At 73.6% G+C, this 21,882-nt stretch carries 19 protein-coding genes; 7 read left to right on the top strand and 12 right to left on the bottom strand.

The features are described 5' to 3' along the window. Positions 1-45: 45 nt before the first annotated feature. On the bottom strand, positions 46-3,969 hold the full coding sequence (locus tag OG309_RS10600; RefSeq protein WP_329420034.1) for a wHTH domain-containing protein: 3,924 nt from the start codon (positions 3,967-3,969) through the stop codon (positions 46-48). A gap of 90 nt (positions 3,970-4,059) precedes the next feature. Then, positions 4,060-5,034 (bottom strand): helix-turn-helix transcriptional regulator, encoded by a 975-nt coding sequence (locus OG309_RS10595; RefSeq protein ID WP_329420031.1) that lies wholly within the window; start codon positions 5,032-5,034, stop codon positions 4,060-4,062. Between the two features lie 413 nt (positions 5,035-5,447). On the opposite strand from OG309_RS10595, the gene OG309_RS10590 reads away from it, so the two are divergent. Next, the gene (locus OG309_RS10590; protein WP_329420029.1) at positions 5,448-6,719 is read left to right on the top strand and encodes a thioester domain-containing protein; all 1,272 of its coding nucleotides are present in this window, start codon (positions 5,448-5,450) and stop codon (positions 6,717-6,719) included. Positions 6,720-6,824: 105 nt separating this feature from the next. Here OG309_RS10590 and glnA read toward each other — a convergent pair whose 3' ends face one another. Further along, positions 6,825-8,249: a type I glutamate--ammonia ligase gene (glnA, locus tag OG309_RS10585; RefSeq protein WP_329420028.1), complete on the bottom strand. Its 1,425-nt coding sequence runs from the start codon at positions 8,247-8,249 to the stop codon at positions 6,825-6,827. Between the two features lie 222 nt (positions 8,250-8,471). Between glnA and OG309_RS10580 the strand changes: the two genes are divergently transcribed. Continuing rightward, entirely contained in the window at positions 8,472-8,939 is a 468-nt protein-coding gene (locus OG309_RS10580) for an RDD family protein (RefSeq protein ID WP_329420026.1), read from the top strand. A gap of 93 nt (positions 8,940-9,032) precedes the next feature. On the opposite strand, the gene OG309_RS10575 is transcribed toward OG309_RS10580, so the two are convergent. The 4 genes from OG309_RS10575 to lipB form a co-directional block, all read right to left on the bottom strand. Next, positions 9,033-9,743, bottom strand: coding sequence for a DUF4191 domain-containing protein (locus tag OG309_RS10575; protein ID WP_329420025.1), 711 nt, complete (start codon positions 9,741-9,743; stop codon positions 9,033-9,035). Between the two features lie 10 nt (positions 9,744-9,753). After that, entirely contained in the window at positions 9,754-9,963 is a 210-nt protein-coding gene (locus OG309_RS10570) for an SCO2195 family GlnR-regulated protein (protein WP_329420023.1), read from the bottom strand. Between the two features lie 204 nt (positions 9,964-10,167). Beyond that, the gene (lipA, locus tag OG309_RS10565; protein WP_329420021.1) at positions 10,168-11,136 is read right to left on the bottom strand and encodes a lipoyl synthase; all 969 of its coding nucleotides are present in this window, start codon (positions 11,134-11,136) and stop codon (positions 10,168-10,170) included. Positions 11,137-11,281: 145 nt separating this feature from the next. Continuing rightward, complete coding sequence (gene lipB, locus OG309_RS10560) at positions 11,282-12,079, bottom strand: lipoyl(octanoyl) transferase LipB (protein ID WP_329420019.1); 798 nt, start codon at positions 12,077-12,079, stop codon at positions 11,282-11,284. A 345-nt stretch (positions 12,080-12,424) separates the two neighbouring features. Between lipB and OG309_RS10555 the strand changes: the two genes are divergently transcribed. Continuing rightward, positions 12,425-13,882 carry a regulator gene (locus tag OG309_RS10555; protein WP_329420018.1) on the top strand — a complete coding sequence of 486 codons (1,458 nt, stop codon included), beginning with the start codon at positions 12,425-12,427 and terminating at the stop codon, positions 13,880-13,882. Positions 13,883-13,898: 16 nt separating this feature from the next. Here the strand turns inward: OG309_RS10555 and OG309_RS10550 are convergent, their stop codons facing one another. Together OG309_RS10550 and OG309_RS10545 are read right to left on the bottom strand one after the other, a co-directional pair. Beyond that, positions 13,899-15,194 carry an NAD(P)/FAD-dependent oxidoreductase gene (locus OG309_RS10550; protein ID WP_329420017.1) on the bottom strand — a complete coding sequence of 432 codons (1,296 nt, stop codon included), beginning with the start codon at positions 15,192-15,194 and terminating at the stop codon, positions 13,899-13,901. A 222-nt stretch (positions 15,195-15,416) separates the two neighbouring features. Further along, positions 15,417-16,340: a TIGR01777 family oxidoreductase gene (locus tag OG309_RS10545; RefSeq protein ID WP_329420016.1), complete on the bottom strand. Its 924-nt coding sequence runs from the start codon at positions 16,338-16,340 to the stop codon at positions 15,417-15,419. A 46-nt stretch (positions 16,341-16,386) separates the two neighbouring features. Here OG309_RS10545 and OG309_RS10540 point away from each other — a divergent pair, with 46 nt between their 5' ends. Then, on the top strand, positions 16,387-16,884 hold the full coding sequence (locus OG309_RS10540) for a GNAT family N-acetyltransferase (RefSeq protein ID WP_329420014.1): 498 nt from the start codon (positions 16,387-16,389) through the stop codon (positions 16,882-16,884). A gap of 19 nt (positions 16,885-16,903) precedes the next feature. Here OG309_RS10540 and OG309_RS10535 read toward each other — a convergent pair whose 3' ends face one another. Beyond that, positions 16,904-17,575, bottom strand: coding sequence for a TetR/AcrR family transcriptional regulator (locus OG309_RS10535; RefSeq protein ID WP_329420013.1), 672 nt, complete (start codon positions 17,573-17,575; stop codon positions 16,904-16,906). 121 nt (positions 17,576-17,696) lie between these two features. On the opposite strand from OG309_RS10535, the gene OG309_RS10530 reads away from it, so the two are divergent. Then, a complete protein-coding gene (locus tag OG309_RS10530) occupies positions 17,697-18,491 on the top strand; it encodes an SDR family NAD(P)-dependent oxidoreductase (protein WP_329420011.1) in 795 nt (264 codons plus the stop codon). After that, positions 18,491-19,327 carry an SDR family NAD(P)-dependent oxidoreductase gene (locus tag OG309_RS10525; RefSeq protein ID WP_329420009.1) on the top strand — a complete coding sequence of 279 codons (837 nt, stop codon included), beginning with the start codon at positions 18,491-18,493 and terminating at the stop codon, positions 19,325-19,327. Before OG309_RS10530 ends, OG309_RS10525 begins: the two co-directional genes overlap by 1 nt. A 39-nt stretch (positions 19,328-19,366) precedes the next feature. Here the strand turns inward: OG309_RS10525 and OG309_RS10520 are convergent, their stop codons facing one another. Then, positions 19,367-19,888, bottom strand: a complete 522-nt coding sequence (locus OG309_RS10520) for a DUF4240 domain-containing protein (RefSeq protein WP_329428248.1) — start codon at positions 19,886-19,888, stop codon at positions 19,367-19,369. Between the two features lie 99 nt (positions 19,889-19,987). Between OG309_RS10520 and OG309_RS10515 the strand changes: the two genes are divergently transcribed. Continuing rightward, the gene (locus OG309_RS10515; RefSeq protein WP_329420007.1) at positions 19,988-20,911 is read left to right on the top strand and encodes an SDR family oxidoreductase; all 924 of its coding nucleotides are present in this window, start codon (positions 19,988-19,990) and stop codon (positions 20,909-20,911) included. On the opposite strand, the gene OG309_RS10510 is transcribed toward OG309_RS10515, so the two are convergent. Then, on the bottom strand, positions 20,902-21,879 hold the full coding sequence (locus OG309_RS10510; RefSeq protein WP_329420005.1) for a helix-turn-helix transcriptional regulator: 978 nt from the start codon (positions 21,877-21,879) through the stop codon (positions 20,902-20,904). The genes OG309_RS10515 and OG309_RS10510 overlap by 10 nt on opposite strands. Between the last annotated feature and the right edge of the window lie 3 nt (positions 21,880-21,882).

Here is a 21,882-nt window from a genome sequence, read left to right as displayed (position 1 = left end):
TCACGGAGAGCGAGAGCTCTACTCGGGGGTAGGGGCAGTAATTCGTCACCTGTTCGCGTGTTCGTTGCACGGGGGGCGGGGGACGCGGGCGAGGGCGGCGCGGACGGTGTCGGCGGGGTCGGGGAGGGGGACGCCGAGGCGGCGGATGAGGTCGACGGCCTCGGTGAGGGTGATGTCGCGGCGGACGGCGGTGCGGTGCAGGTACTGGAGGCTGAAGTCGGAGGCCAGCGGAGGCTCGTCCTCCTCCCCCTCGTCCAGCCTGAGCAGCGCCACGGCCTCGGTGAAGGACACCCCCGACGGCAGATCGTCGTGCGTGGGCGTCACTCCGCAGGCCCGCAGGCGCTTCGCGATGTCGCGGGGGGTGGTGCCGAGGGCGCGTGCCGCCATCAGGACGTGCGTGAAGGGAACGGGCTCGCCCACAGGGACCCACCAGGCGAACGAGCGGTAAGGCTGCAGGAGCTCGCGATCGAGGGCGGTCGGGCGGGCGGGCACGTCCAGGGCGACGTCGAATCCGTAGGCCCGCAGCCGGGCCAGCTTGCGGCGCAGGACCGACAGGTCGTCCACCCCGTCGAGCAGGACGGCGTACAACGGCGGTTCCGCGAGGGTCAGGAAGGTCCGGTCGAAGACGTCCGAGAGGAACGGCACGTCCTTGGGGCTCGCGTCGGCGGGAAACACGGCGGGCACGGTGAACCCGAGCCCGGTGAGCCGCGCGAGTACCTCCGCCAAGGGCAGGTCCAGCCGCTCCGCCACGGCCAGCGCGTGCCCGGGAGGGGTCACCTTCGACCGGTCGAGCCAGGGCGACGTGCCGTTTCCCCGCGCGCTCAGCAGTACGAGGTCCGCGGCGCAGGGGTGTTCGGGGACACCGCCCGGATCGACGGTCAGACCGTACGAGGCGAGCCGACGGCACACGTCCGGAACGGGCAGCCCCGACAGGGAGGCGGCCGCTGCGATGTGCCCGGGTGGGACGACGTCCTCGGGGTCCAGGAGAGCGGCGTTGTGCGTTCCCGGCGCGACGACGAGCAGTTCGTCCGACGCCGCCGCCTGCCGCTCGACGTGCTCGGGGACGGTGAACCCGAACCGGCGCAGATGTGCCGCCGCCTCCTCGACGCCGGCCCGCATGCGGCCCGCCGCGCTCGACAGCGCGTCCGGGGTGAGCCGGTTGTTCCGGAGAAGCCTCTCGGAAGAGGACGACGGGTCGCCGAAGACCCGGGCGTTCGCCTCGGTGAGCCGGGCTCCGGGCGCCCAGTGCCCGGGGTCCACGGCAGGGAAACCGAGGCCGGCCATCCGCCGCGCCAGCGCGCGGGGGTCGTCCCGGAGGGAGTGGGCCGCGCCGGGGACGCCATGGAGCCACCGCGCCCCTGATTCGTGGAGCAGCCACTGGTCGGACGGGACGGCCCGCAGGACCGGTCCCGCGTCCTCGACCTCCGGGCACACCTCCGTCAGGTCCCTCAGAGCAGGGTGCCGATGGGCGAGCAGCCGCCACAAGTAGACGTGGTCCAGCTGCTTCCCCCCTTCCTTGGCCCAGGGAAGGGCGACGTACCTGTCGGTGCCCGGGGAATCCGGCAGCAGGGAGAAGTCCATCGGCAGGAAGCCTGCCTCCGGGCAGCCGAAGGCCTGGCCCCTGAACTCCAGCGTCCGCCCCCGCGCGGCGAGCGCCGAGGTCACGATGTCGGCGAGGACCGGGCTTCCGTCCGCCACCCGGCAGACCCACTCGAAGTCCGGCAGGTCCTCCGGGTCCTGGTAGGAGAGGGTCGTCGACGCCTGCCGCAGCAGCTCACCGACCATCGGTGCCACGTCGTCGACGACATGCAGCCGGTCCACCGACAGCATCCCCGGCGACAGGGGCCCTCTGAGGTTCACCACGGCGCCGGTCAGCCCCGACCTCTGGCGGCCGAAGACCCCCGTGCGCACCTGCGGCCCCACCAACAAGCCGTCCACGAGGAGCGCGCCGCCCGCCTCGCACCAGACCACGTCCACACCCTCCGGCGCGTCGGGCCAGGGCACCAGGCGCCCGTGCGCGTTGAAGGCGAAGCCTTCACTCTGACGGCCCTGACGCTCCCGCAGCACCCCCGGCACCCACGCACTCTCCGGCCCCGCCCCCTGCCGCGCACTCGTCGGGAACTCCGCGATCCCCAGCACCCGCTCCAGCACGTCGACGCTCGACCACCCCTCCTCCACCGTGCCGGGCCGCAGGTACAACCGCACCCGCGTCCCCGGCTCCCGCCCCCGCGCCGCCACCTGGACGATCCGGAACAGATGCCCGGGCCCGCACACCGACACCTCGTACACCGGCCCGGGGACGCCGTCGGGCCCCATCCGGCAGGTCGTCACGCGGATGTCGTCGGCGAGCATGAAGTAGCTGAGGACGCCGATGCCGAAGCGGCTGTTGGGGTACAGGGTGACGGGCGGGTCGAGGCGCTCCCAGGCGGCCCGCTCCAGGGTGAACTCCAGTTGCTCGGCGAAGCGCGAGCCGGCCCGGGAGAAGACGCCGCGGAGCTCCGCGTCGCCCATGCCGACGCCGTCGTCCCGGCACTCCAGGTACTCCCGGCCGTCCTCGTCGACGTCCTGCACGAAGGCGATCCGCCCGACGTAGGGGGTGGCGGCCGGCTGCCCCGTACGGTCCAGGTACTCACCGCGGGCCCGCCGGTAGCGGCAGGCGTCCAGGGCGTTCTGGTACAGCTCGCGGACCGCCAGGTCGCGGGACTTGTACAGCTGGACGCCCATGGCGAGGTCGAGCACCCGGCGGCCGTCGCCGCGGAAGCGCGCGTACCCGTCGAAGGCGCCCTCGCTCGGCACCACGCCGTCGCTGGAGAGCCGGGTCGGCAGCTCGGGCAGCGCATGGGTGATCCGGTCGCGGGCGGTCCGCCGCACCGTGTGCAGCAGTTCGTCGGCGCGGGCCGTGTACTCGCGCAGCCCCTCCACCACCGCCTCGTGCCCGCACTCCGCCCGCAGCACGGGGTGGTCGTGCGGACCGCCCCAGTGGGACGCGTCGAGGGTGCGGCGCAGCGCGTCCAGGTCGACGGGGTACGGGATGGGCAGATGCTCGGCGACGATCGAGGGCAGCGCCGTCGTCTCGATCGCCATGCCGTGCGCGAGCGCGAGCAGCAGGGCGAGCCGCTGGTCGCGGATGCGCTGGTGGCCGGGGCCGGAGCGGACCCCGTCGTCGGTGGGCAGCAGGGTGAGGAACTCCGGGTGGCACACGTCGGGGCCGCGCCGCAGCCCGTGCAGCAGGGCCGTCACCCGGCGCGGCGCCAGCGCGTCGCCGAGGCCGTCCGCCGTGTCGCCCAGCTCGTCCAGCAGCCGGCGTACGGGGTCGGCGCCCGCGAACTCCCGCTGCTGCGCCAGCCAGCGGTGGAACAGCCACCAGCCGACCGCCGGCTCGGCCCCCGGAGCGCGCCGGGCCCGCTGGGCGAGGGCCTCGTCCCCTTCGGTGAACACCTCGAACGCCCGCCGGTCGGCCGACGGTTCCGGCATCGGGGCCAGGCTCCAGGGCTCGACCGCCGCGAGCTGTTCGACGCGGAGCAGACAGTGCGCCCGGTAGAGGAACGGGAAGAGCGCGAGGAGCGCCGCCTCGGCCGGGTAGAGATCGAGGTCGGGGCCCGCCCCCGGCTCGCCGAGCAGCCACTCGACCTGCGCCAGGAAGCGCGTCGGAAGCCCGGGGTCGTCCCAGGGGTCCTCGCGGACGTCCGCCCGTGATCCCCGCCTCGCCCCCTCCCGCATCCCGGCCAGCCGCACCGCCACCGCCTCGGCCAGCTCCCGGTGCACCCGCGCGTCCCGGTCCCCGGCCACGTGCTCCCACACGGCGGAGCCGCCGACCGCACGCACCCAGGGGTCGGCGGGTGCCCCGCCCTCGGCCGAGGGCGGGGGAACGGTCGCGTGGAGATGAAGGACACCGATCTCCCCGGCCTGGACCACCGGCCCCGTCACCGCCCCGCCGTCGACGACGTTGCGGGTCCCACCCTGCTCCACCTCACCGCCCCCTTCCTCCGCTGCGACGCGCACGCGGCACGCAGGAAGGACGAACGTAGCAAGCGGCGCGGACGGGCACCCCGCAGTCCGTCAGAGCCAGTTCCGCTCCCGGGCCGCCAGGGCCGCGGCGAAGCGGTTGGGTGCGTCCAGGCGGCGGATGAGGGCGGCGACGTGGCCCCGGTAGGTGCGGACGGACATGCCGAGTTCGCGGGCGCCCGCCTCGTCCTTGGCCACCCGGGCCATGGCGCGCAGGACGCGCAGTTCGGTGGGGCTCGGCAGGTCGTCCACGAGGCCACGGGACCGGGACCAACGGGACTCGAAGAGAGGCAGGAGGAAGCCGACGAGTGCGGGGTGGCGGACCACCAGGGCGCCGCGCGTGATGTCCGCCGGGTCGGTCGCCACGAGGGCGGTCCGCCGGTCGAAGATCACCATGCGTTCGAGCGGCCCGGCCGTGCCCCGCACCTGGGCGCCCCGCTCGGTCAGTTCCGACACGAAGCGGCCGACCTCCGGGGAGCCGAGCGCGCCGTCGTGCACGAGGGTCCGCATCCGCAGGCCCCGCCGCAGGTACTTCAGGTCGGAGCTCCTGACGGCGTCGAGGGCGGCGGCGAGGATCGGGCCCGGGTGCGTGGTCAGGCGCTCCTCGCGCGCGAAGAACGACAACTCGTCCACGCACGCGATCACCTGGTCGAGGCCCTCGACGTGCTGGAGCTCGACGGCCCGGTCCCAGGTCCCGGCGCGCCGGTCCTCGGCCAGGCTCTCCACGAGGTGGCGCGACGAGGCGACGCGGCGGATCTCCCCCTGGAGTCCGCGTATCCGCAGGCGGGCCAGCCGGTCGATCACGGACACCGGGTCGGTGCCGGTGAACGTCCGCTGGTCGGCCGTGGCCACCATGCCGAGCTCCCGGAGCCTGCCGAGCGCGGCCCCGGCGCTCTCCTCGTCGATCCCGCACGCACCGGCTATCGCGGCGATGCCGAGCCCCGGTGAACGCAGGGTCGTCCGGTAGACCGCCTCCTCGCCCGCGCTCACTCCGAGGAACGCGAGCATGTTGCCTTCCACCGTGCCCACCCCGATTGCACCCCGTTTCTCCTGTCGGCCGTCCATGAGCGGGCAAGGGCCCCGACCCCGAATGCGGGGCCCTTGCCGGACGGAGATCGTCCAACGGCCCGGCCCCCTCTCCCCAGGGACCTAGGTCCGTGCCCGGAAGGACCAACGCCCCGGGCTCGCTCCGTGGGCAGGCTCACGTCCTGACCTCAAGTGGCTTGCCCGTGTGGGGTGTTGGGGACTCCTGTCCGGTGGTGTCCCATAAGGCGAAGCTATGGGGTCATAGACGGGCGGCCTCCCGCTCTGCAGGAAGCTGCGGCACCGGTCCGCAGGAACTCCCCTCGCTTTCCGCCCTCGGGCCGGTGCGGCCGTCCATAGCTTTGTTCGAGTCCGTAGTGGCGCATACAGGGAGAAGAGTGGCAGTGGGGCGGAAACGCATGATCCGTACGGCGAGCGGCGTGCTCGTGAGCGGAATGCTGGCGAGCGGCGCCGCGACGACGGCAGTCGCGGCCGAGGCCGGTGCCGGGGGCGACGGGAGGCTGGTCGTCGAGGAGCTCACGATGGGCGAGAGGGACTACATCGGACACGTCACGGAGCCCGAGGGCAAGGACGACGGGCTGCCCGGCGGCCTGATCAAGGTGCGGACCGCTGACGGCGACACCCTGTTCGTGTACTGCCTCGACGCCTTGACCGAACTGCGCGAGGGCGCCGCATACCGGGAGGCCGGCGCGTCCGAGGTGCCCACGCTGAAGGGCAACCCGGACGCGGGGAAGATCGACTGGATCCTGCGGCACGGGTACCCGAGCCTGACCGAGGCGGCGCTCGGCGAGCAGATCGGCGCCAAGCTGTCCAAGAACGCGGCGGCCGGCGGGACCCAGGCCGCCATCTGGCGCCTCACGAACCACGTCAAGGCGGTCCCGATGAACCCGGCCGGAGCCGATCTCGCCGACTACCTCGTGGCACACGCCGTCGACGTCGAGGAACCGACACCCTCGCTGACCCTCGCCCCCGGCACGGTGACCGGGCCCGCCGGGTCGGTGCTCGGACCGATCGGGATCGGCTCCGCCGGCGACCCGGTCGGCGCCTCCCTCGACCCCGCGGCCGTCGCGGCCGGGGTGACGCTGACCGACCGGGAGGGGAACGTCCTCTCGGACGGCAGCGGCAAGCTGACCCGACCCGCCGCGGACGGCGGGTCGCTCTTCGTGAAGGCGCCGGCCGGTACGCCGCCGGGCAGCGCGACCGTCTCGGCGACGGCCTCCGTGCCGGTCCGGACGGGCCACAAGCTGGTCGGTGAGGGCAGCCAGGCCCTGGGCCTGGTGAGCGGCGACCGCGTTCCCGTCACCGCGCACGCGAAGGCGAGCTGGACCGAGGCCACCACCCCGACGTCGCCCACTCCGGACCCGAGTGACTCGGCGAGCACGCCCCCGGACCCGTCCGCTTCCCCTTCCCCGACCACACCGGGGGCGACGGCCGACCCGGGCTCTCCCGGCGCTACGGCCGGCCCCGGCCCGACCGGCGGCACGGGCCCCGGCCCGGTCGACACGGCGGCCTCCGCGTCCTCGGCCGGCGCCGGCGCCTCCGAGCTCGCCTCCACCGGGAGCCCGAGTGTCCTCGGGTTCGTCGCCGTGGCGGCCGGCGGGCTGACCTTGATCGGTGCTCTCGTGGTCCTCGTCCACGCGTGGCGGCGTCGCTACCGCGACCTGGACTGAGCCGAGCCGGGCGGGAACGGCGGAAACGGACGGGCCCCGGGCGGCGTCATGCCGGCCCGGGGCCCGTCCGTCAGGTGTGTCCGCGGCTCGAACGAGCCTCACGCTCTAGAGGTCGAAGTACAGCTCGAACTCGTGCGGGTGCGGGCGCAGCTGGATCGGGGCGATCTCGTTGGTGCGCTTGTAGTCGATCCACGTCTCGATCAGGTCGGACGTGAAGACGCCGCCGGCCTGCAGGTACTCGTTGTCCTCCTCCAGGGCGGTGAGGACGGCCTCGAGGTTGGTCGGGACCTGCGGGACGTTCGCGTGCTCCTCCGGAGCCAGCTCGTACAGGTCCTTGTCGATCGGCTCCATGGGCTCGATCTTGTTCTTGATGCCGTCGAGGCCCGCGAGGAGCAGGGCGGAGAAGGCGAGGTACGGGTTCGAGGACGGGTCCGGCGCGCGGAACTCGACGCGCTTGGCCTTCGGGTTCGAGCCCGTGATCGGGATGCGCATGGCGGCGGAGCGGTTGCGCTGCGAGTACACCATGTTGACCGGGGCCTCGAAGCCCGGGACCAGGCGGTGGTACGAGTTCACCGTCGGGTTGGTGAAGGCGAGCAGCGACGGGGCGTGCTTGAGGATGCCGCCGATGTAGTAGCGGGCGGTGTCCGACAGCCCCGCGTAGCCGGCCTCGTCGTAGAACAGCGGCTGGCCGCCGGTCCACAGCGACTGGTGGACGTGCATGCCCGAGCCGTTGTCACCGAAGATCGGCTTCGGCATGAAGGTCGCGGTCTTGCCGTTGCGCCAGGCGACGTTCTTCACGATGTACTTGAAGAGCATCAGGTCGTCGGCGGCGGCGAGCAGCGTGTTGAACTTGTAGTTGATCTCGGCCTGGCCGGCGGTGCCGACCTCGTGGTGCTGGCGCTCGACCTGGAGGCCGACGTTCTCCAGCTCCAGGGAGATCTCCGAACGCAGGTCGGCGAAGTGGTCGACCGGCGGGGCCGGGAAGTAGCCGCCCTTGTAGCGGACCTTGTAGCCGCGGTTGTTCTCCTCCGCACCGGTGTTCCAGGCGCCCGCCTCGGAGTCGATGTGGTAGAAGCCCTGGTTCGCCGAGGTCTCGAAGCGGACCGAGTCGAACACGTAGAACTCGGCCTCGGGGCCGAAGTACGCGGTGTCGGCGATGCCGGTGGAGGCCAGGTACGCCTCCGCCTTCTTCGCGATGTTGCGCGGGTCACGGCTGTACTGCTCGCCCGTGATCGGGTCGTGGATGAAGAAGTTGATGTTCAGCGTCTTGTCACGGCGGAAGGGGTCCACCCGGGCCGTCGACAGGTCGGCGCGCAGGGACATGTCCGACTCGTGGATGGCCTGGAAGCCGCGGATCGACGAACCGTCGAACGCGAGCTCCTCCGACGGGTCGAAGGCCGTCGCCGGGATCGTGAAGTGCTGCATGACGCCCGGAAGGTCACAGAAGCGGACGTCGACCATCTTGACGTCGTTGTCCTTGATGAACTTCTGGACCTCGTCGGCGTTCTGGAACCCGTGCTTCTCGGACATCCAACTCCTCCTACTCCCGGCCCGGGGAGGGGCGGGCTTGCAGCTCGGTCGTGCGGCCAGTGCGGTGGCACACGCAGGACCCGACCATAGGCAGACGGGATTTCTCAAGCATGACCCATTTGTTTCGTCGAAGTTAACCGGGGCGGGTGTGCGCGGGCCGGTACGGGGGCTCCCGCCGACCCAGGCCGAAGTGATCAAAAACGGGCACAGTACCGTGGTCGGGTGGACAACAGGCAAGCACTCGGATCATGGCTCTCCGGCCCGCGCGCCGCGGCCGAAGAAGCGGGCGTGGACTTCGGTTACCGGGGGCAGCAGCTCGGTCTGCCCGAGGAGGGGCCCGGCTCGATCGCCCGCCCCGGCCGCCGGCTCGGCGCCCTCGCCGTGGACTGGGCCCTCTGCATGCTGATCGCATACGGCCTGATCACCCACGGCTACGGCCAGGCCACCGGCAACTGGGCGCTGCTGCTCCTGCTCGTCGTGAGCGTGCTCACGGTCGGCACCGTCGGCTCCACCCCCGGCAAGCGCCTCTTCGGCCTCCGGGTGGTCTCGGTGCGGGGCGGCCGTCTCGGCATCCTGCGCGTGGCCCTGCGCAGCGTCCTGGTCTGCCTCGCCATCCCGGCCCTCATCTGGGACCGCGACGGCCGGGGCCTGCACGACCGCTTCTCCGGCGCCGTCCAGGTCCGGATCTGACGAGCCCCGCACGCGCGAACGGGAAGCGCCCCGGACCTGGTCGATCAGGTCCGGGGCGCTTCCCGTTCGCGCGTGCGGCTTCGCGTACGCCGCTCAGCGCATCTTTCCGCCGCGCGGCATCCGCATGCCCTTGGGCATCGGACCCTTCGGCAGCGGCATGTTGCTCATCAGGTCGCCCATCGCCCGCAGCCGGTCGTTGGTGGCCGTCACCTGGGGGCCGGAGAGCAGCCGGGGCAGCTTCAGCATCTTGGTGCGGACCTTCTTGAGGGGCACCTGGCCCTGGTCCTCGTCGTTGCCGACGATGATGTCGGTCACCGGCACGTCGACGACGATGCGGGCGACCTTCTTCTTCTCGGCCGCGAGCAGCGTCTTCAGCCGGTTCGGGTTGCCCTCGCCGACCAGCACGACGCCCTGACGGCCGACCGCCCGGTGCACGACGTCCTGGTTGCGGTTCATCGCCACCGCCGGGGTGACGGTCCAGCCGCGCCCGATGTTCTGCAGCACCGCCGCGGCCGCGCCCGGCTGGCCCTCCATCTGACCGAAGGCCGCCTTCTCGGCGCGCCGGCCGAAGATGATGGCCATCGCCAGGAACGCCAGCACGAAGCCGAGGATGCCCAGGTAGACCGGGTGGCCGATCAGGAAGCCGACCGCGAGGAAGACACCGAGTACGACGATGCCCACGCCCGCGACGACGAGACCGACCTTGGGATCGGCCTTCCGGGTCATCTTGTACGTGAGGGCGATCTGCTTCAGTCGCCCGGGGTTCGCGGCGTCAGCGCCGCCCGTGTTTGCACTCCTCGCCATGTCCTGAAGTTTACGTGGCCCGGGAAGCGCGGCCCGACACCGCCTCCATGACGTGCTGGGCCTCGACCCGGTCCTTGGCCCGGCGGCGGTCCTCCAGGACGGAGGTCCAGGCGTTGCTGCGGGCCCTGCGGTGCCCGCGGGAGAGCAGGAGGGACTCGACGGCCCGGAGGGCGTCGGTGACGGACGGGAGCGCCGTGGCGCGGATCTGCGCGGCCTGCATGGGCGTGGGCCTCCGTGAGCACTCGGTGGCGGTGAGTGAGTACATCCTCACAGAACGGTGTTACCAGGGCGTGACCCCGCGGTCAAACACTGATGAAACCCTGGCGCCGCCGAGGCCGGAATCACGCCGGGTCGGGCGCCGGGTCCGGTCCGGATACGCCGATGCGGCCGTCCGGGGGACGGCCGCATCGGGGAGAGCGCCTGGTCAGACGGCCTGGGAGGCGTCGACGGCGCCCGCGCGCTTCTCGATCGCCTGCTGGTAGAGGCGGCCGGCCCGGTACGAGGAGCGGACCAGCGGGCCCGACATCACACCGGAGAAACCGATCTCGTCGGCCTCCTCCTTCAGCTCCACGAACTCCTGCGGCTTCACCCAGCGCTCCACGGGGTGGTGCCGGACGGAGGGGCGCAGGTACTGCGTGATGGTGATCAGCTCGCAGCCCGCGTCGTGCAGGTGCTGGAGGGCCTCGCTGACCTCCTCGCGGGTCTCGCCCATGCCGAGGATCAGGTTCGACTTCGTGACCAGACCGTAGTCACGCGCCTTGGTGATGACCTCCAGCGACCGCTCGTAGCGGAAGCCGGGGCGGATCCGCTTGAAGATCCGCGGCACGGTCTCGACGTTGTGCGCGAAGACCTCGGGGCGGGAGGCGAAGACCTCCTCCAGGAGCTCCGGCACCGCGTTGAAGTCGGGGGCGAGGAGCTCGACCTTGGTGCGGCCCTCGGCGCGCCCCTCGGTCTGCTGGTGGATCTGGCGCACGGTCTCCGCGTACAGCCAGGCGCCGCCGTCCTCCAGGTCGTCGCGGGCGACGCCGGTGATGGTGGCGTAGTTCAGGTCCATCGTGACGACCGACTCGCCGACGCGGCGCGGCTCGTCACGGTCGAGCGCCTCCGGCTTGCCGGTGTCGATCTGGCAGAAGTCGCAGCGGCGGGTGCACTGGTCGCCGCCGATGAGGAAGGTGGCCTCGCGGTCCTCCCAGCATTCGAAGATGTTGGGACAGCCCGCCTCCTGGCAGACCGTGTGCAGGCCCTCGCTCTTCACCAGGCCCTGGAGCTTGTTGTACTCCGGTCCCATCTTCGCGCGGGTCTTGATCCACTCGGGCTTGCGCTCGATGGGGGTCTGGGCGTTCCGGACCTCCAGGCGCAGCATCTTGCGTCCGTCGGGTGCGACTGCGGACACATCGGCTCCTGTAGCTTCGATTCTTCGGCGCACACCAGGGTACGCCCGTTGCTTCGCATGCCTTGACGCTCTGGCCAACCCGTGGCCATGACTCGGCATTCCTCGGTGACCGTCCGGCTGCTGCCGGCCGGCTGAGGGGCGGCCGTCAGACCGAGGCCTGCTCGACCGGCCGCGGCCTGAGGTCCGCGTTCTCCAGGATCTCGCGCAGGTGCCCCTCGACGACCGGGAGCACCTCCTCGATGGTGATGTCCCGGCCGAGCTCGTTGGCGAGCGAGGCCACGCCGGCGTCGCGGATGCCGCACGGGATGATCCGGTCGAACCAGGTGTTGTCCGGGTTCACGTTGAGCGCGAAGCCGTGCATCGTGACGCCCTTGGCGACCCGGATGCCGATGGCCGCCAGCTTCCGGTCCTCGCGCCGCTGGCCCGCGTTGGAGGGCGCGTACTCCGGGCCGTTGAGCCGGGGGTCGAACTCGTCGTCGGTCAGCCGCGGGTCGAAGTCCAGCGAGAGCCCGCCCAGCGAGGGGCGCTGCTCGACCGGGTCGCCGAGCACCCAGACCCCGCTGCGGCCCTCGATGCGGGTGGTCTCCAGGCCGAAGTCGGCCGCCGTGCGGATCAGGGCCTCCTCCAGGCGCCGGACGTGGGCGACCACGTCGACCGGGCGGGGCAGCTTCATGATCGGGTAGCCGACCAGCTGGCCGGGACCGTGCCAGGTGATCTTGCCGCCGCGGTCCACGTCCACGACCGGCGTCCCGTCCAGGGGGCGCTCGCTCTCCGCGGTGCGCCGGCCGGCGGTGTAGACGGGCGGGTGCTCCAGCAGCAGACAGGTGTCGTCGACCTCGTCCGCGAACCGGGCGGCGTGCACCTCGCGCTGCTTGTCCCATGCCGCCTGGTAGTCGACGGCGTCCTCGCCGAAGCCCAGACGGACGAATCGCAGCTCACTCACGGCCATGCCTCCTCCTGGATGCCGAAGGCCGGGTTCCGGGGATCGTCCCGGGGCGGGAGCCGGCTCGGCACCATGCGTCATACGCGCCCATGCCACTGTACGGCGGAGCGCCGAACAGCCGTCCGGCAGGTGCGTGGCGGTACGTGCGTGCTGCTGGGAAGCCCTTCGCTTCGGGGGCAGGCGTAAAGATCACTCCACGTTCCTCACACGATCGGATGAATGTGGGGCGAAGGTGGCGGTTAGGGCGGTCCCTGCCGCTAAATTCACGCCGTTCCATGAGGGCCATGAGGGTCCCGTACGGGCGGACTGCCACCCGGGCCCAGAAGGCAGGAGACCGCACAGCTGATGACGGAACGACCCCCGCAGCGCATCCCGAACCGCCAGCTCGCCGCGCTCATCGCCGAAGCCGGATTCTCCAACGCGGGCCTCGCCAGACGGGTGGACCAGCTCGGTCTGGAGCACGGCCTCGACCTGCGGTACGACAAGACCTCGGTCACCCGCTGGCTGCGCGGGCAGCAGCCGCGCGGCACCACCCCCGCACTCATCGCCGAGGTCTTCACCCGGCGCCTCGGCCGCCGGCTCTCCGCCCAGGACCTCGGGCTCGACGCCTGCGCCCCGGTCTACGCCGGGCTCGAGTTCGCGGCCACGCCCGAGGAGGCCGTCGACATCGTCAGCGGCCTCTGGCGCAAGGACTCCGGCAGCCACGCCGAGCTGCGGAAGATCGCCTTCACCCCGGCCGGGCTCGTCGTGCCCAGCCGGGACTGGCTGATCGGACGGGCCGACGAACGGGTGGCCCGCGGCGAGCCCGGCGCGGCCGCGAGCGCCCCCGCGGACCCGCGCGTGCCGGTCCAGGGCCGCTACTCGGTGCCCCGCCAGCGCGGCACCGACCGCGGCCCCGGCCAGCGGGTCTCCGGCGGCGACATCGCCGCCCTGCGCTCCGTCGGCGAGCTCTTCCGCACCCTCGACCACGCCTACGGCGGAGGCCACGCCCGCCAGGCCCTCGTGCGCTACCTGGAGCACGAGGCCGAGCCGATGCTGCGCGGCACGTACGGGGAGAGCACCGGCCGCCGGCTCTTCGGGGCGGCGGCCGACCTCACCCGGCTGGCCGGCTGGACCTCGTACGACATCGCCGCGCACGGCCTCGCCCAGCGGTACTTCGTCCAGGCGCTGAGGCTCGCGCAGGCGGCCGGGGACCGCGCGTACGGCTCGTACGTCCTGATCACCATGAGCCACCAGGCCGTCTACCTCGGGCACGGCCGGGAGGCCGTCCAGCTCGCCCGGGTCGCCCAGCAGGGCGTCGGCGCCGCCGCCCCGCCCGTCGTCCAGGCGCTGCTGCACTCCGTCGAGGCCCGCGGCCACGGCGTCCTCGGCGACTCCCGGGCCTGTGGCGCCTCGCTTGCCCGCGCGGAGCGCGCCCTGGAGGCCGCCCGGCCCGGCGACGAGGTGCCCTACTGGGCCAGGCCCTTCGACGAGGCCCAGCTCGCGGACGAGTTCGGGCACTGCCACCGCGACCTCCAGCAGTACCGGGCCGCCGCCCAGCACGCCGAACGCGCCCTCCAGCTCCGCGCCCCCGGCTACGCCCGCAGCCGCCTGTTCTGCCGCGTCGTCCTCGCCTCCGCCCGCCTCGCCCTCGGCGAGCTCGACCAGGCCTGCGCGCTGGGCGCCGAGGCCGCCCAGCAGGCCTCCGAGATGCGCTCGGCCCGCGCCGTCGAGTACGTCCGCGACTTCGAACGCCGCCTGGAGCCCTACCGCGACGCCCCGGCCGTCCGGGCCTACCGCGACCGGGTGGCGGCGCTCGGCTGAGGGCACCGCGTCCGGGCTACGCCGCCTCCGCCTCCAGGGCCGCCCCCGCCGGGCGCAGCCCCAGGTCCGTCAGCAGCGTGGTGGCCGCGCGACGGGCCGAGGCGAGCGCGCCGACGGGCGTGCCGGTGGCCCGGTGGTCGCCGCACACGTAGAGGCCGGACAGGAGCCGCACCGGCCGCTCCGGGTCGAACGGCGGCCGCATCGCCGGGAAGGCGTACCGGGTGTGGTGCAGCGCCAGCAGCTCCCACTCGTCCGTCGACGTGCCGTACAGCGTCGCCAGGTGCTTGCGGACCCGCCGCTCGGTGTCGTCCGGCGCCGTGCCGAGCACCGTCGAGGTGATCAGCGTCCGCCCGGCCGGCGCCCGGACCGGGTCGACCGCGCTCATCACCGCGGTGTGCGACACCGGGCCGCCCGCGTCGGACTCCAGGAGCAGCACCGGGTTCGCGGTGGGCGCGACCGGCGCCGTGTGGTGCAGCACCGTCGCCGCGTGGTACTCCGGCACGCACAGCCCCGGCAGCAGCTCCGCCGCCGTCCGGCCGCCCGTCGCCAGGATCACCGAGCGACAGGTGAACACCCCGTGCTCGGCGGTCGTGACCCGCGCGATCGACACCTCGGTGACCTTCACCCCGGTACGGACCGTCCCCGGCGGCAGCGCCGCCGCGAGCCGCTCCGGCAGCGCGTCCGAACCGCCCGCCGGCACGCTCGGCCGGCCCCGCGCGAAGGACCGCAGCGCGAGGTCCGCGCGCCGGCTGGAGGTCGTCAGGTCCGGGTCGCCGAGCAGCGCGGAGAGCAGCGGGCGCAGCACCCCCTGGACGGTGCGCGCGGGCAGCCGGGCCGTCAGCGCCTCCCGGGCGGTCCGCTCCGTGCGGCCGAGCAGGCGCTGGGCGGGCGTCGTGGCCAGCCGGACCAGGGAGGCGCCGAGCCGCGCCTGGTCGAGCGAGGTGGCCGGATTGCGCGGGGCGCTCGCGAGGGCGCGTGCCCTTCCGCGTGCTCCCCCCGCGCCGGGGGACCCCGCACCGCGCGAGCTCCACGGGGCGTGCGGCGCCCCCCACCGCCCGTACCGGCCGTCGCTGTGCACGACGACCCCCGGGGCGAAGGCGCGCAGCGGGACGCCCTCCAGCTGTGGCGTGGTGAGCAGCGGCCCGACCCGGTCGAGCCGGAAGCCGTCGACGGTGTCGGTCGCCATCCGGCCGCCGATCCGTGGTGCGGCCTCCAGGACCGTGACCGAGAGCCCGGCCTCGGTGAGCAGCCGGGCCGCCGCGAGACCCGCGATCCCGGCTCCTACGACGACGACGTCCGAGTTGTTGAGCACGTGCCCCTCCCCAGGTCGGCGCGGTTGGTGGGAGGCCTATGCCCCCAACATGCCCCCGGAATGCCCGAGTTCGCAGAAGAGTAGGCAGCGCTCCCACGGGGCGAAGCCGCGCGCGACGGGGTGCACGCAGCACGGGGGAGCGCACGGCAGGGCAAGGGCCGCAGAAGGTGCCAGGTGACGGGGCCGCCGCCCCGCCCCGGCCCGGCGCCGGATGGCGGATCGTCAGCGGGCCGCCGCGCGCACCGACTCGTCGATCGTCGGGAACGCGAAGTCGAAGCCCGTCTCCAACAGGCGCCCCGGCAGCACCCGCTGACTGCCCAGCACGTCCTGCGCGAACTCCCCGAGCGCCACCCGCAGCACGGCGGCCGGCACGTGGAAGAGGGCGGGCCGGTGCAGCACCCGGCCCATCGCCGCGGTCACCTCGCGGTTGGTGACCGGCTCGGGCGCGGTCAGGTTCACCGGTCCCGACACCTCGGGGGTGTCCATCAGGTGCCGCAGCGCGGCGACCTCGTCGTGCAGCGCGATGAAGCTCCAGTACTGGCTCCCGTCGCCCATCCGCCCGCCGAGACCGGCCCGGAACAGCGGGAACAGACGGCCCCACGCCCCGCCCTCGCGCGCCACCACCAGGCCGGTACGGGCGTACGCCACCCGGATGCCGGCCGCCTCGGCGGGCGCCGCCGCGGCCTCCCACTCCACGCACACCGACGGCAGGAAGCCCTCGCCCGCGGGCGCGCTCTCGTCCACCGCCCGGGAGCCCGTGTCGCCGTAGTAGCCGAGCGCCGTACCGCAGACCAGCACCTCGGGCGGTTCGGCCAGTGAGGCGAGCGCCTCGGCGACCGCCCGCGTGCCGAGCACCCGGCTGTCGCGGATCTCCTTCTTGTACGCCTCGCTCCAGCGCCGCTCGCCGACGCCCGCGCCCGCCAGGTGCACGACCGCGTCGACGCCGACGAGCGCGGCGGCGTCCACGTACAGCCGGGCCGGGTCCCACTCCACCTCGTCGGCCGCGGCCGCGGGGCGCCGGACCAGGCGCAGCACCTCGTGGCCGTCGGCGCGCAGCGAGCGCACGAGGGCGGAGCCGATCAGTCCGGTGGCGCCGGTGACGGCGACGCGCTTGCGGGTGGCGGCGGGGCGGGATGAGCGCTGCATGCGCTCATCCTGCCCTTCCCGACCGGTCCGTGGCACAGTGACCCGCATGATCGTTCCGGAGATTCGGATACGCGCGGCCCGGCTCGCGGACGAGCGCGTGCTCGCCGAGCTCGACCGCACCGCCTGGTCGCCGCTGCACGCGGTGCTGCCCGCCCCGGAGGGCGACGAGCCGTTCTACGACGAGCGGCACCTGCCCGAGCACTACCTGGTCGCGGAGCTCCCGGACGCGGGCGTCGTCGGCTTCGTCCGGCTGGTCCGGGCCATCCCGCTCCCCAGCAACGCCCACGTGCGCCAGATCCAGGGCCTCGTCGTCGGCGAGGCCGCCCGCGGCAAGGGCGTGGCCCGCGCGCTGGTGCGCGCCGCGATGGACCGCGCCCGGCGGCAGGGCGCGACCCGGATCACCCTGCGGGTCCTCGGCCACAACGCCCCGGCCCGCGCGCTCTACGAGGCGGAGGGCTTCGCCGTGGAGGGCGTCCTGCCGGGGGAGTTCCTGCTGGAGGGGACGTACGTGGACGACGTCTGCATGGGGCGCTCCCTGAGCTGAGCTGAGCTGAGCCGGGCCGTCACCCTCCGTCCGTCCCCAGCACCCGCATCCCGCCCATCAGCTCCCGCAGGCACCGCACCGCCAGGGCGGCCGGTGCCCCCTCGCCGCGGAGGGGGGCGTCCGTCTCCGCCCAGGTCTCCAGGGCGATCCGGATCGCGTCCGTCGCCGCCGCGGCGGCGAGGCGCAGCTCCAGGGGGTCGGCGGCCGGGCCCGCGAGGGTGGCGAGGACGCCGCGCAGGCGGTCCTCCGACTCCTGGTTGACGCGGTACCAGACGGCCCGCAGCGCCGGGTCGTGCTCCGCCGCGCGCAGCAGCCCGCGGGTCCAGCGCAGGCCCTCCTCCGCCTCCTCGTCCGCCGCGGCGAGCGACGCGCCGATGGACCGCTCCAGGGCGGCGGGCAGCGCCGTGCCGGGGGCGGTGGTGGCGGCGAGCTCGGCCCGCCAGCGGTCGGCGCCGCCCGCGAGGAGCGGGGCGACGGCGTCCTGCTTGGAGCGGAAGTAGCGGTAGAAGGTGCGCAGTGCGACCCCGGCCCGCTGGGCGATGTCCTCGGCGGTGGTGTCGTCCGGGCCGCGCTCGGTGAACAGCTCGGCGGCGGCGCGGGCGATGTCCAGCTGGGTGGCCGCCTTGCGGCGCTCGGTCAGGGAGGGGGTCCTGGGGGACGCGGTGCCGTCGGCCGGGTTCTTGTCGCTCACGCCACCCAGCGTACGCCCGCGACTGCCATGCGTGCACTTCATGCACCTATGGCAAAACGTGCCACTTAGGCGTACGGTGGCACGCATCCCCCGGATAGCTCGACATCGAGAGGTTGCCGTCATGAACCAGCTCACCCGTTACGTAGGACGCCGCGCCCTGGTCACCGGCGGCGGCTCCGGCATCGGCCAGGCCACCGTCCTGCGCATGCTCGCGGAGGGCGGCACCGTCGTCGCCGCGGACATCAGCGAGGACGGCCTCGAGGACACCGTCGCCAAGGCCGGCGCCCACGCCGACCGCCTCACCACCCTCGTTGTGAACATCGGCGACGAGAGCTCGGTGCGCGAGGGCGTCGCCGCCGCCGTCGCGGCCCTCGGCGGCCTGGACGTCCTGGTCAACGCGGCCGGCATCCTGCGCTCCTCGCACACCCACGAGACCAGCCTCGACGCCTTCGAGCAGGTGCTCCGGATCAACCTGACCGGCACCTTCCTCATGATCCGCGAGGCCGTCCCGGCGCTCCTGGAGGGCGAGGGCTCCGCCGTCGTCAACTTCTCCTCGACCTCGGCGATGTTCGCGCACCCCTACATGGCGGCCTACGCGGCCAGCAAGGGCGGCATCCAGTCCATGACCCACGCCCTCGCCGCCGAGTACGCCAAGCAGGGCATCCGCTTCACCGCCGTGCAGCCCGGCTCCATCTCCTCCGGCATGACCGACGGCAGCGGCGCCAGCAAGCAGTCCGCGGGCCCCGGCCTGCCCGAGGACACCGACTGGTCGCTCTTCGCGAAGCTGGCCCCCGCCCTCGGCCAGGGCTTCGCCGGTCCCGAGACCGTCGCCGGCGTCGTCGCGATGCTCGCCTCCGAGGACGGCCGCTTCATCACCGGCACCGAGGTCCGCATCGACGGCGGAACCCACTTCTGATGTCCGCCGCCGACACCTTCGCCGGGCGCACGGCCGTCATCACCGGAGCCTCCTCCGGCATCGGCGCCGGACTCGCCCGGCACGCCGCCGCGCTCGGCATGAAGCTGGTGCTCGCCGATGTCGCCGCCGACCGCCTCGCCGCCTTCGCCGAGGAGCTGCGGGCCACCGGCGCCGAGGTCGAGGCCGTCGTCACCGACGTCGCCGACCCCGCTTCCGTCGAGGCGCTCGCCGACACGGCGTACACCCGGTTCGGCGTGGTCGACCTCCTGGTCAACAACGCCGGGATCATGGCCATGGGCTACTCGTGGGAGATCCCCGCCGAGCGCTGGGACGCCATGCTGCGGATCAACGTCGGCGGCTACGTCAACGGCATCCGGGCCTTCGTCCCGCGCATGCTGGAGCGCGGCGAGCAGGCCTGGGTCGTCAACGTCTCCTCCGTCGGCGGCCTCCTGCCGAGCCCGCTCATGGCCCCGTACAGCGTCACCAAGTTCGGCACCCTCGCGCTCAGCGAGTCGCTCCACTACGAGCTGCTGATGAAGGGCGCGCCGATCCAGGTGTCCGTCGTGACCCCCGGCTCGGTCAGGAGCGAGATCTTCAAGGCCGCCCGCCCCGGCGAGGACGAGCCCCCGGAGATCGCGGCCTTCAACGAGCAGCTCCAGCGGCTCGCCGACGAGCACGGGCTCACCCCCGAGGAGCACGCCGAGCGGGTCTTCGAGATGGTCGCCGAGGGGAAGTACTGGGCGATCCCGCAGCCCGAACAGCTCTTCCCCGCCCTCCAGCCCAGGACCGACATGATCCTCGGCCAGGAGAACCCCCGGCTGCGGCTCGGGGGCTGACAGACCGGTCCGGTCCGGTCCCGGCACCCCTTTCCCCCGTCAGCCGGGACCGAACCGGGCCCACAGCCGTGGGAAGCGGGCGGCGAGCACCTCGTCGTCCGCCAGGTCGAGCGGCGAGCCCGCCGGCTCCGCGGCCTGTGGCGGGATCCCCAGATCCGGCGCCTCCACGCCGGTCAGGCGCTCGTACGCCTCGTCCGCCGCGAAACCCAGCTCCTCGCCGTCCCCGTCGATCTCCTCGTCGAAGGCGTCGAGCAGCTCCGCCAGCGCGTCCGGATCGTGCACCGCCCCCTCGAAGACCTCCCGGCCCTGGCCGATCAGCCAGCAGCGGAAGAAGTCGAAGGCGTCGTCCCCCGCCCCGTCGAACAGCACCGCCGCCGCGCCCCACAGCTCCCAGGTGTACGCGCGGTTGAAGCGGGCCTCGAAGTGGCGGGCGAAGTCCAGGACGGCATCGGGGTCCCGCTGCGTCAGCCGCTCGACGAGCAGGTCGGCATGCTCCTCCGGGTCGCCGTCGGCGCCCTCCCGGGTGGAGTCGATGATCTCCCAGAACTCCGTCTCGTCCATCACGGGACAAGCATCGTGGGTGGGGCCGGGCGACGCACCCGGAAACGGCCGAAAACAATCCGGACGGAAGATGTCGTATTTTCCTGCCAGGCTCTCCCCATGACCACCGAACCGAAGCCCCTGACCGGCCGGATCGCCCTCGTCGCGGGCGCCACCCGAGGCGCCGGACGGGCCATCGCCGTCCAGCTCGGCGCTGCCGGAGCCACCGTCTACGTCACCGGACGGACCACCCGCGACCAGGTCAGCGAGGTCGGCCGCACCACCGAGACCATCGAGGAGACCGCCGAGCTCGTCACCGCCGCCGGCGGCGAGGGCGTCGCCGTCCCCACCGACCACCTGGACCCCGACCGGGTCCGCGCCCTGATCGAGCGCATCGACCGCGAACAGGGCCGGCTCGACGTCCTCGTCAACGACGTCTGGGGCGGCGAACACCTCCTCGCCTTCGGGACGAAGACCTGGGAGTACGACCTCGCCGGCGGCCTGCGGATGCTCGAACTCGGCGTGAAGACGCACGCCATCACCTCCCACGCCGCGCTGCCGCTGCTGATCCGGCACCCCGGCGGCCTCGTCGTCGAGGTCACCGACGGCACCGCCGCGTACAACGGCACCCGCTACCGCGAGAACCTCTTCTACGACCTGGCCAAGAACGCCCCCATCCGGATGGCCTTCGGCCTCGGCGAGGAGCTGAAGGAGTACGGCGGCACGGCCGTCTGCGTCAGCCCCGGCTGGCTCAGGTCCGAGCAGATGCTCGGCCACTTCGGCGTCACCGAGGACCACTGGCGCGACGCGACCGAGCAGCTCCCCGACTTCGGCGTCTCCGAGTCCCCGGTGTACGTCGGCCGCGCCGTCGCCGCCCTCGCCGCCGACCCGGACCGGGCGCGCTGGAACGGGCGGTCGCTCGACAGCGGGCAGCTCGCCCGGGAGTACGGCTTCACCGACGCCGACGGCTCCCGGCCCGACTCCTGGGGGTTCATCATGGCCAAGGAGACCGACCCGGACACCAAGGTGGAGGACTACCGGTAGATCCCGGCGAGCGCGTGGGCGGCCTGCGCGAACCGCTCGCGCAGGGAGGCGGGGGCCAGCACCTCCGCCTCCGGGCCGAGCCCGAGCAGCTGCCCGAAGGCGACGTCCTCGCTCTCCACCGGAAGCGTCACCGTGACCCGGCCGTCCGCCGGGTCCGCCGCACCCTCGGCGACCGCCTCCGCCAGCGCCTCCTCGGCCGCCGCCCGGTCCGTCACGTACGGCAGCCGCCGCGCCCCCTCCGGAGTCAGCCGCAGCACCACCTCCGCGCGCAGCAGCGAGCGGGCGAACGCGGCGGACCGCTCGCTCCAGAACGCGGCCAGGTCGAAGCCCGGATCCCGCTCGAAGCGCTCCTCGGCCACCGCCACCTCGACGAACCGGTCCACCCGGTAGGTGCGGAACGAGCCGTCGGCCCGGGCGCACACGTACCAGACGCCCGCCTTCAGCACGAGACCGTACGGCTGGAGCTCCCGCTCGACCTCGCCGTCGCCCCGCCGGTAGCGGGCCCGCACCGGCCGGTCGTCCCAGACCGCCTCCGCGACCGTCGCGAGCAGCTCCGGCGTCCGCGGCTCCTGGTACCAGGCGGGCGCGTCCAGGTGGAAGCGGCGGCCCACCGCCTCCGGCGCGTCCCGCAGCGAGGGCGTCAGCGCCGCCGACACCTTCAGCCGGGCCGCGGAGGCCGCGTCGGCGAGCCCCAGCTCCCGCAGCGCCTCCGGGAGCCCGGACAGGAACAGCGCCTCCGCCTCCCCGCGGGCGAGCCCGGTCAGCCGGGTCCGGTAGCCGCCGACGAGCCGGTAGCCGCCCGCCCGGCCCCGGTCCGCGTAGACCGGCACCCCCGCCTCCGAGAGGGCGAGGGCGTCACGGGTGATGGTGCGCTCCGACACCTCCAGCTCGGCGGCGAGTTCGGCGGCCGTCATGGACGGCCGGGACTGGAGCAGGAGCACCAACTTGATGAGGCGGGCGGCACGCATGAG

The sequence above is a fragment of the Streptomyces sp. NBC_01268 genome, assembly GCF_036240795.1.
Classification (GTDB): domain Bacteria; phylum Actinomycetota; class Actinomycetes; order Streptomycetales; family Streptomycetaceae; genus Streptomyces.
The sequence above is the reverse complement of the archived record's forward strand: the minus strand, read 5'-3'. Positions and strand labels throughout refer to the sequence as shown.

Coding starts and splice junctions, on each gene's coding strand:
- OG309_RS10590 (WP_329420029.1), top strand. CDS start 5,448: ATGATCCGTACGGCGAGCGGCGTGCTCGTGAGCGGAATGCTGGCGAGC.
- glnA (WP_329420028.1), bottom strand. CDS start 8,249: ATGTCCGAGAAGCACGGGTTCCAGAACGCCGACGAGGTCCAGAAGTTC.
- OG309_RS10575 (WP_329420025.1), bottom strand. CDS start 9,743: ATGGCGAGGAGTGCAAACACGGGCGGCGCTGACGCCGCGAACCCCGGG.
- OG309_RS10570 (WP_329420023.1), bottom strand. CDS start 9,963: ATGCAGGCCGCGCAGATCCGCGCCACGGCGCTCCCGTCCGTCACCGAC.
- OG309_RS10555 (WP_329420018.1), top strand. CDS start 12,425: ATGACGGAACGACCCCCGCAGCGCATCCCGAACCGCCAGCTCGCCGCG.
- OG309_RS10545 (WP_329420016.1), bottom strand. CDS start 16,340: ATGCAGCGCTCATCCCGCCCCGCCGCCACCCGCAAGCGCGTCGCCGTC.
- OG309_RS10540 (WP_329420014.1), top strand. CDS start 16,387: ATGATCGTTCCGGAGATTCGGATACGCGCGGCCCGGCTCGCGGACGAG.
- OG309_RS10530 (WP_329420011.1), top strand. CDS start 17,697: ATGAACCAGCTCACCCGTTACGTAGGACGCCGCGCCCTGGTCACCGGC.
- OG309_RS10525 (WP_329420009.1), top strand. CDS start 18,491: ATGTCCGCCGCCGACACCTTCGCCGGGCGCACGGCCGTCATCACCGGA.
- OG309_RS10520 (WP_329428248.1), bottom strand. CDS start 19,888: ATGGACGAGACGGAGTTCTGGGAGATCATCGACTCCACCCGGGAGGGC.
- OG309_RS10515 (WP_329420007.1), top strand. CDS start 19,988: ATGACCACCGAACCGAAGCCCCTGACCGGCCGGATCGCCCTCGTCGCG.
- OG309_RS10510 (WP_329420005.1), bottom strand. CDS start 21,879: ATGCGTGCCGCCCGCCTCATCAAGTTGGTGCTCCTGCTCCAGTCCCGG.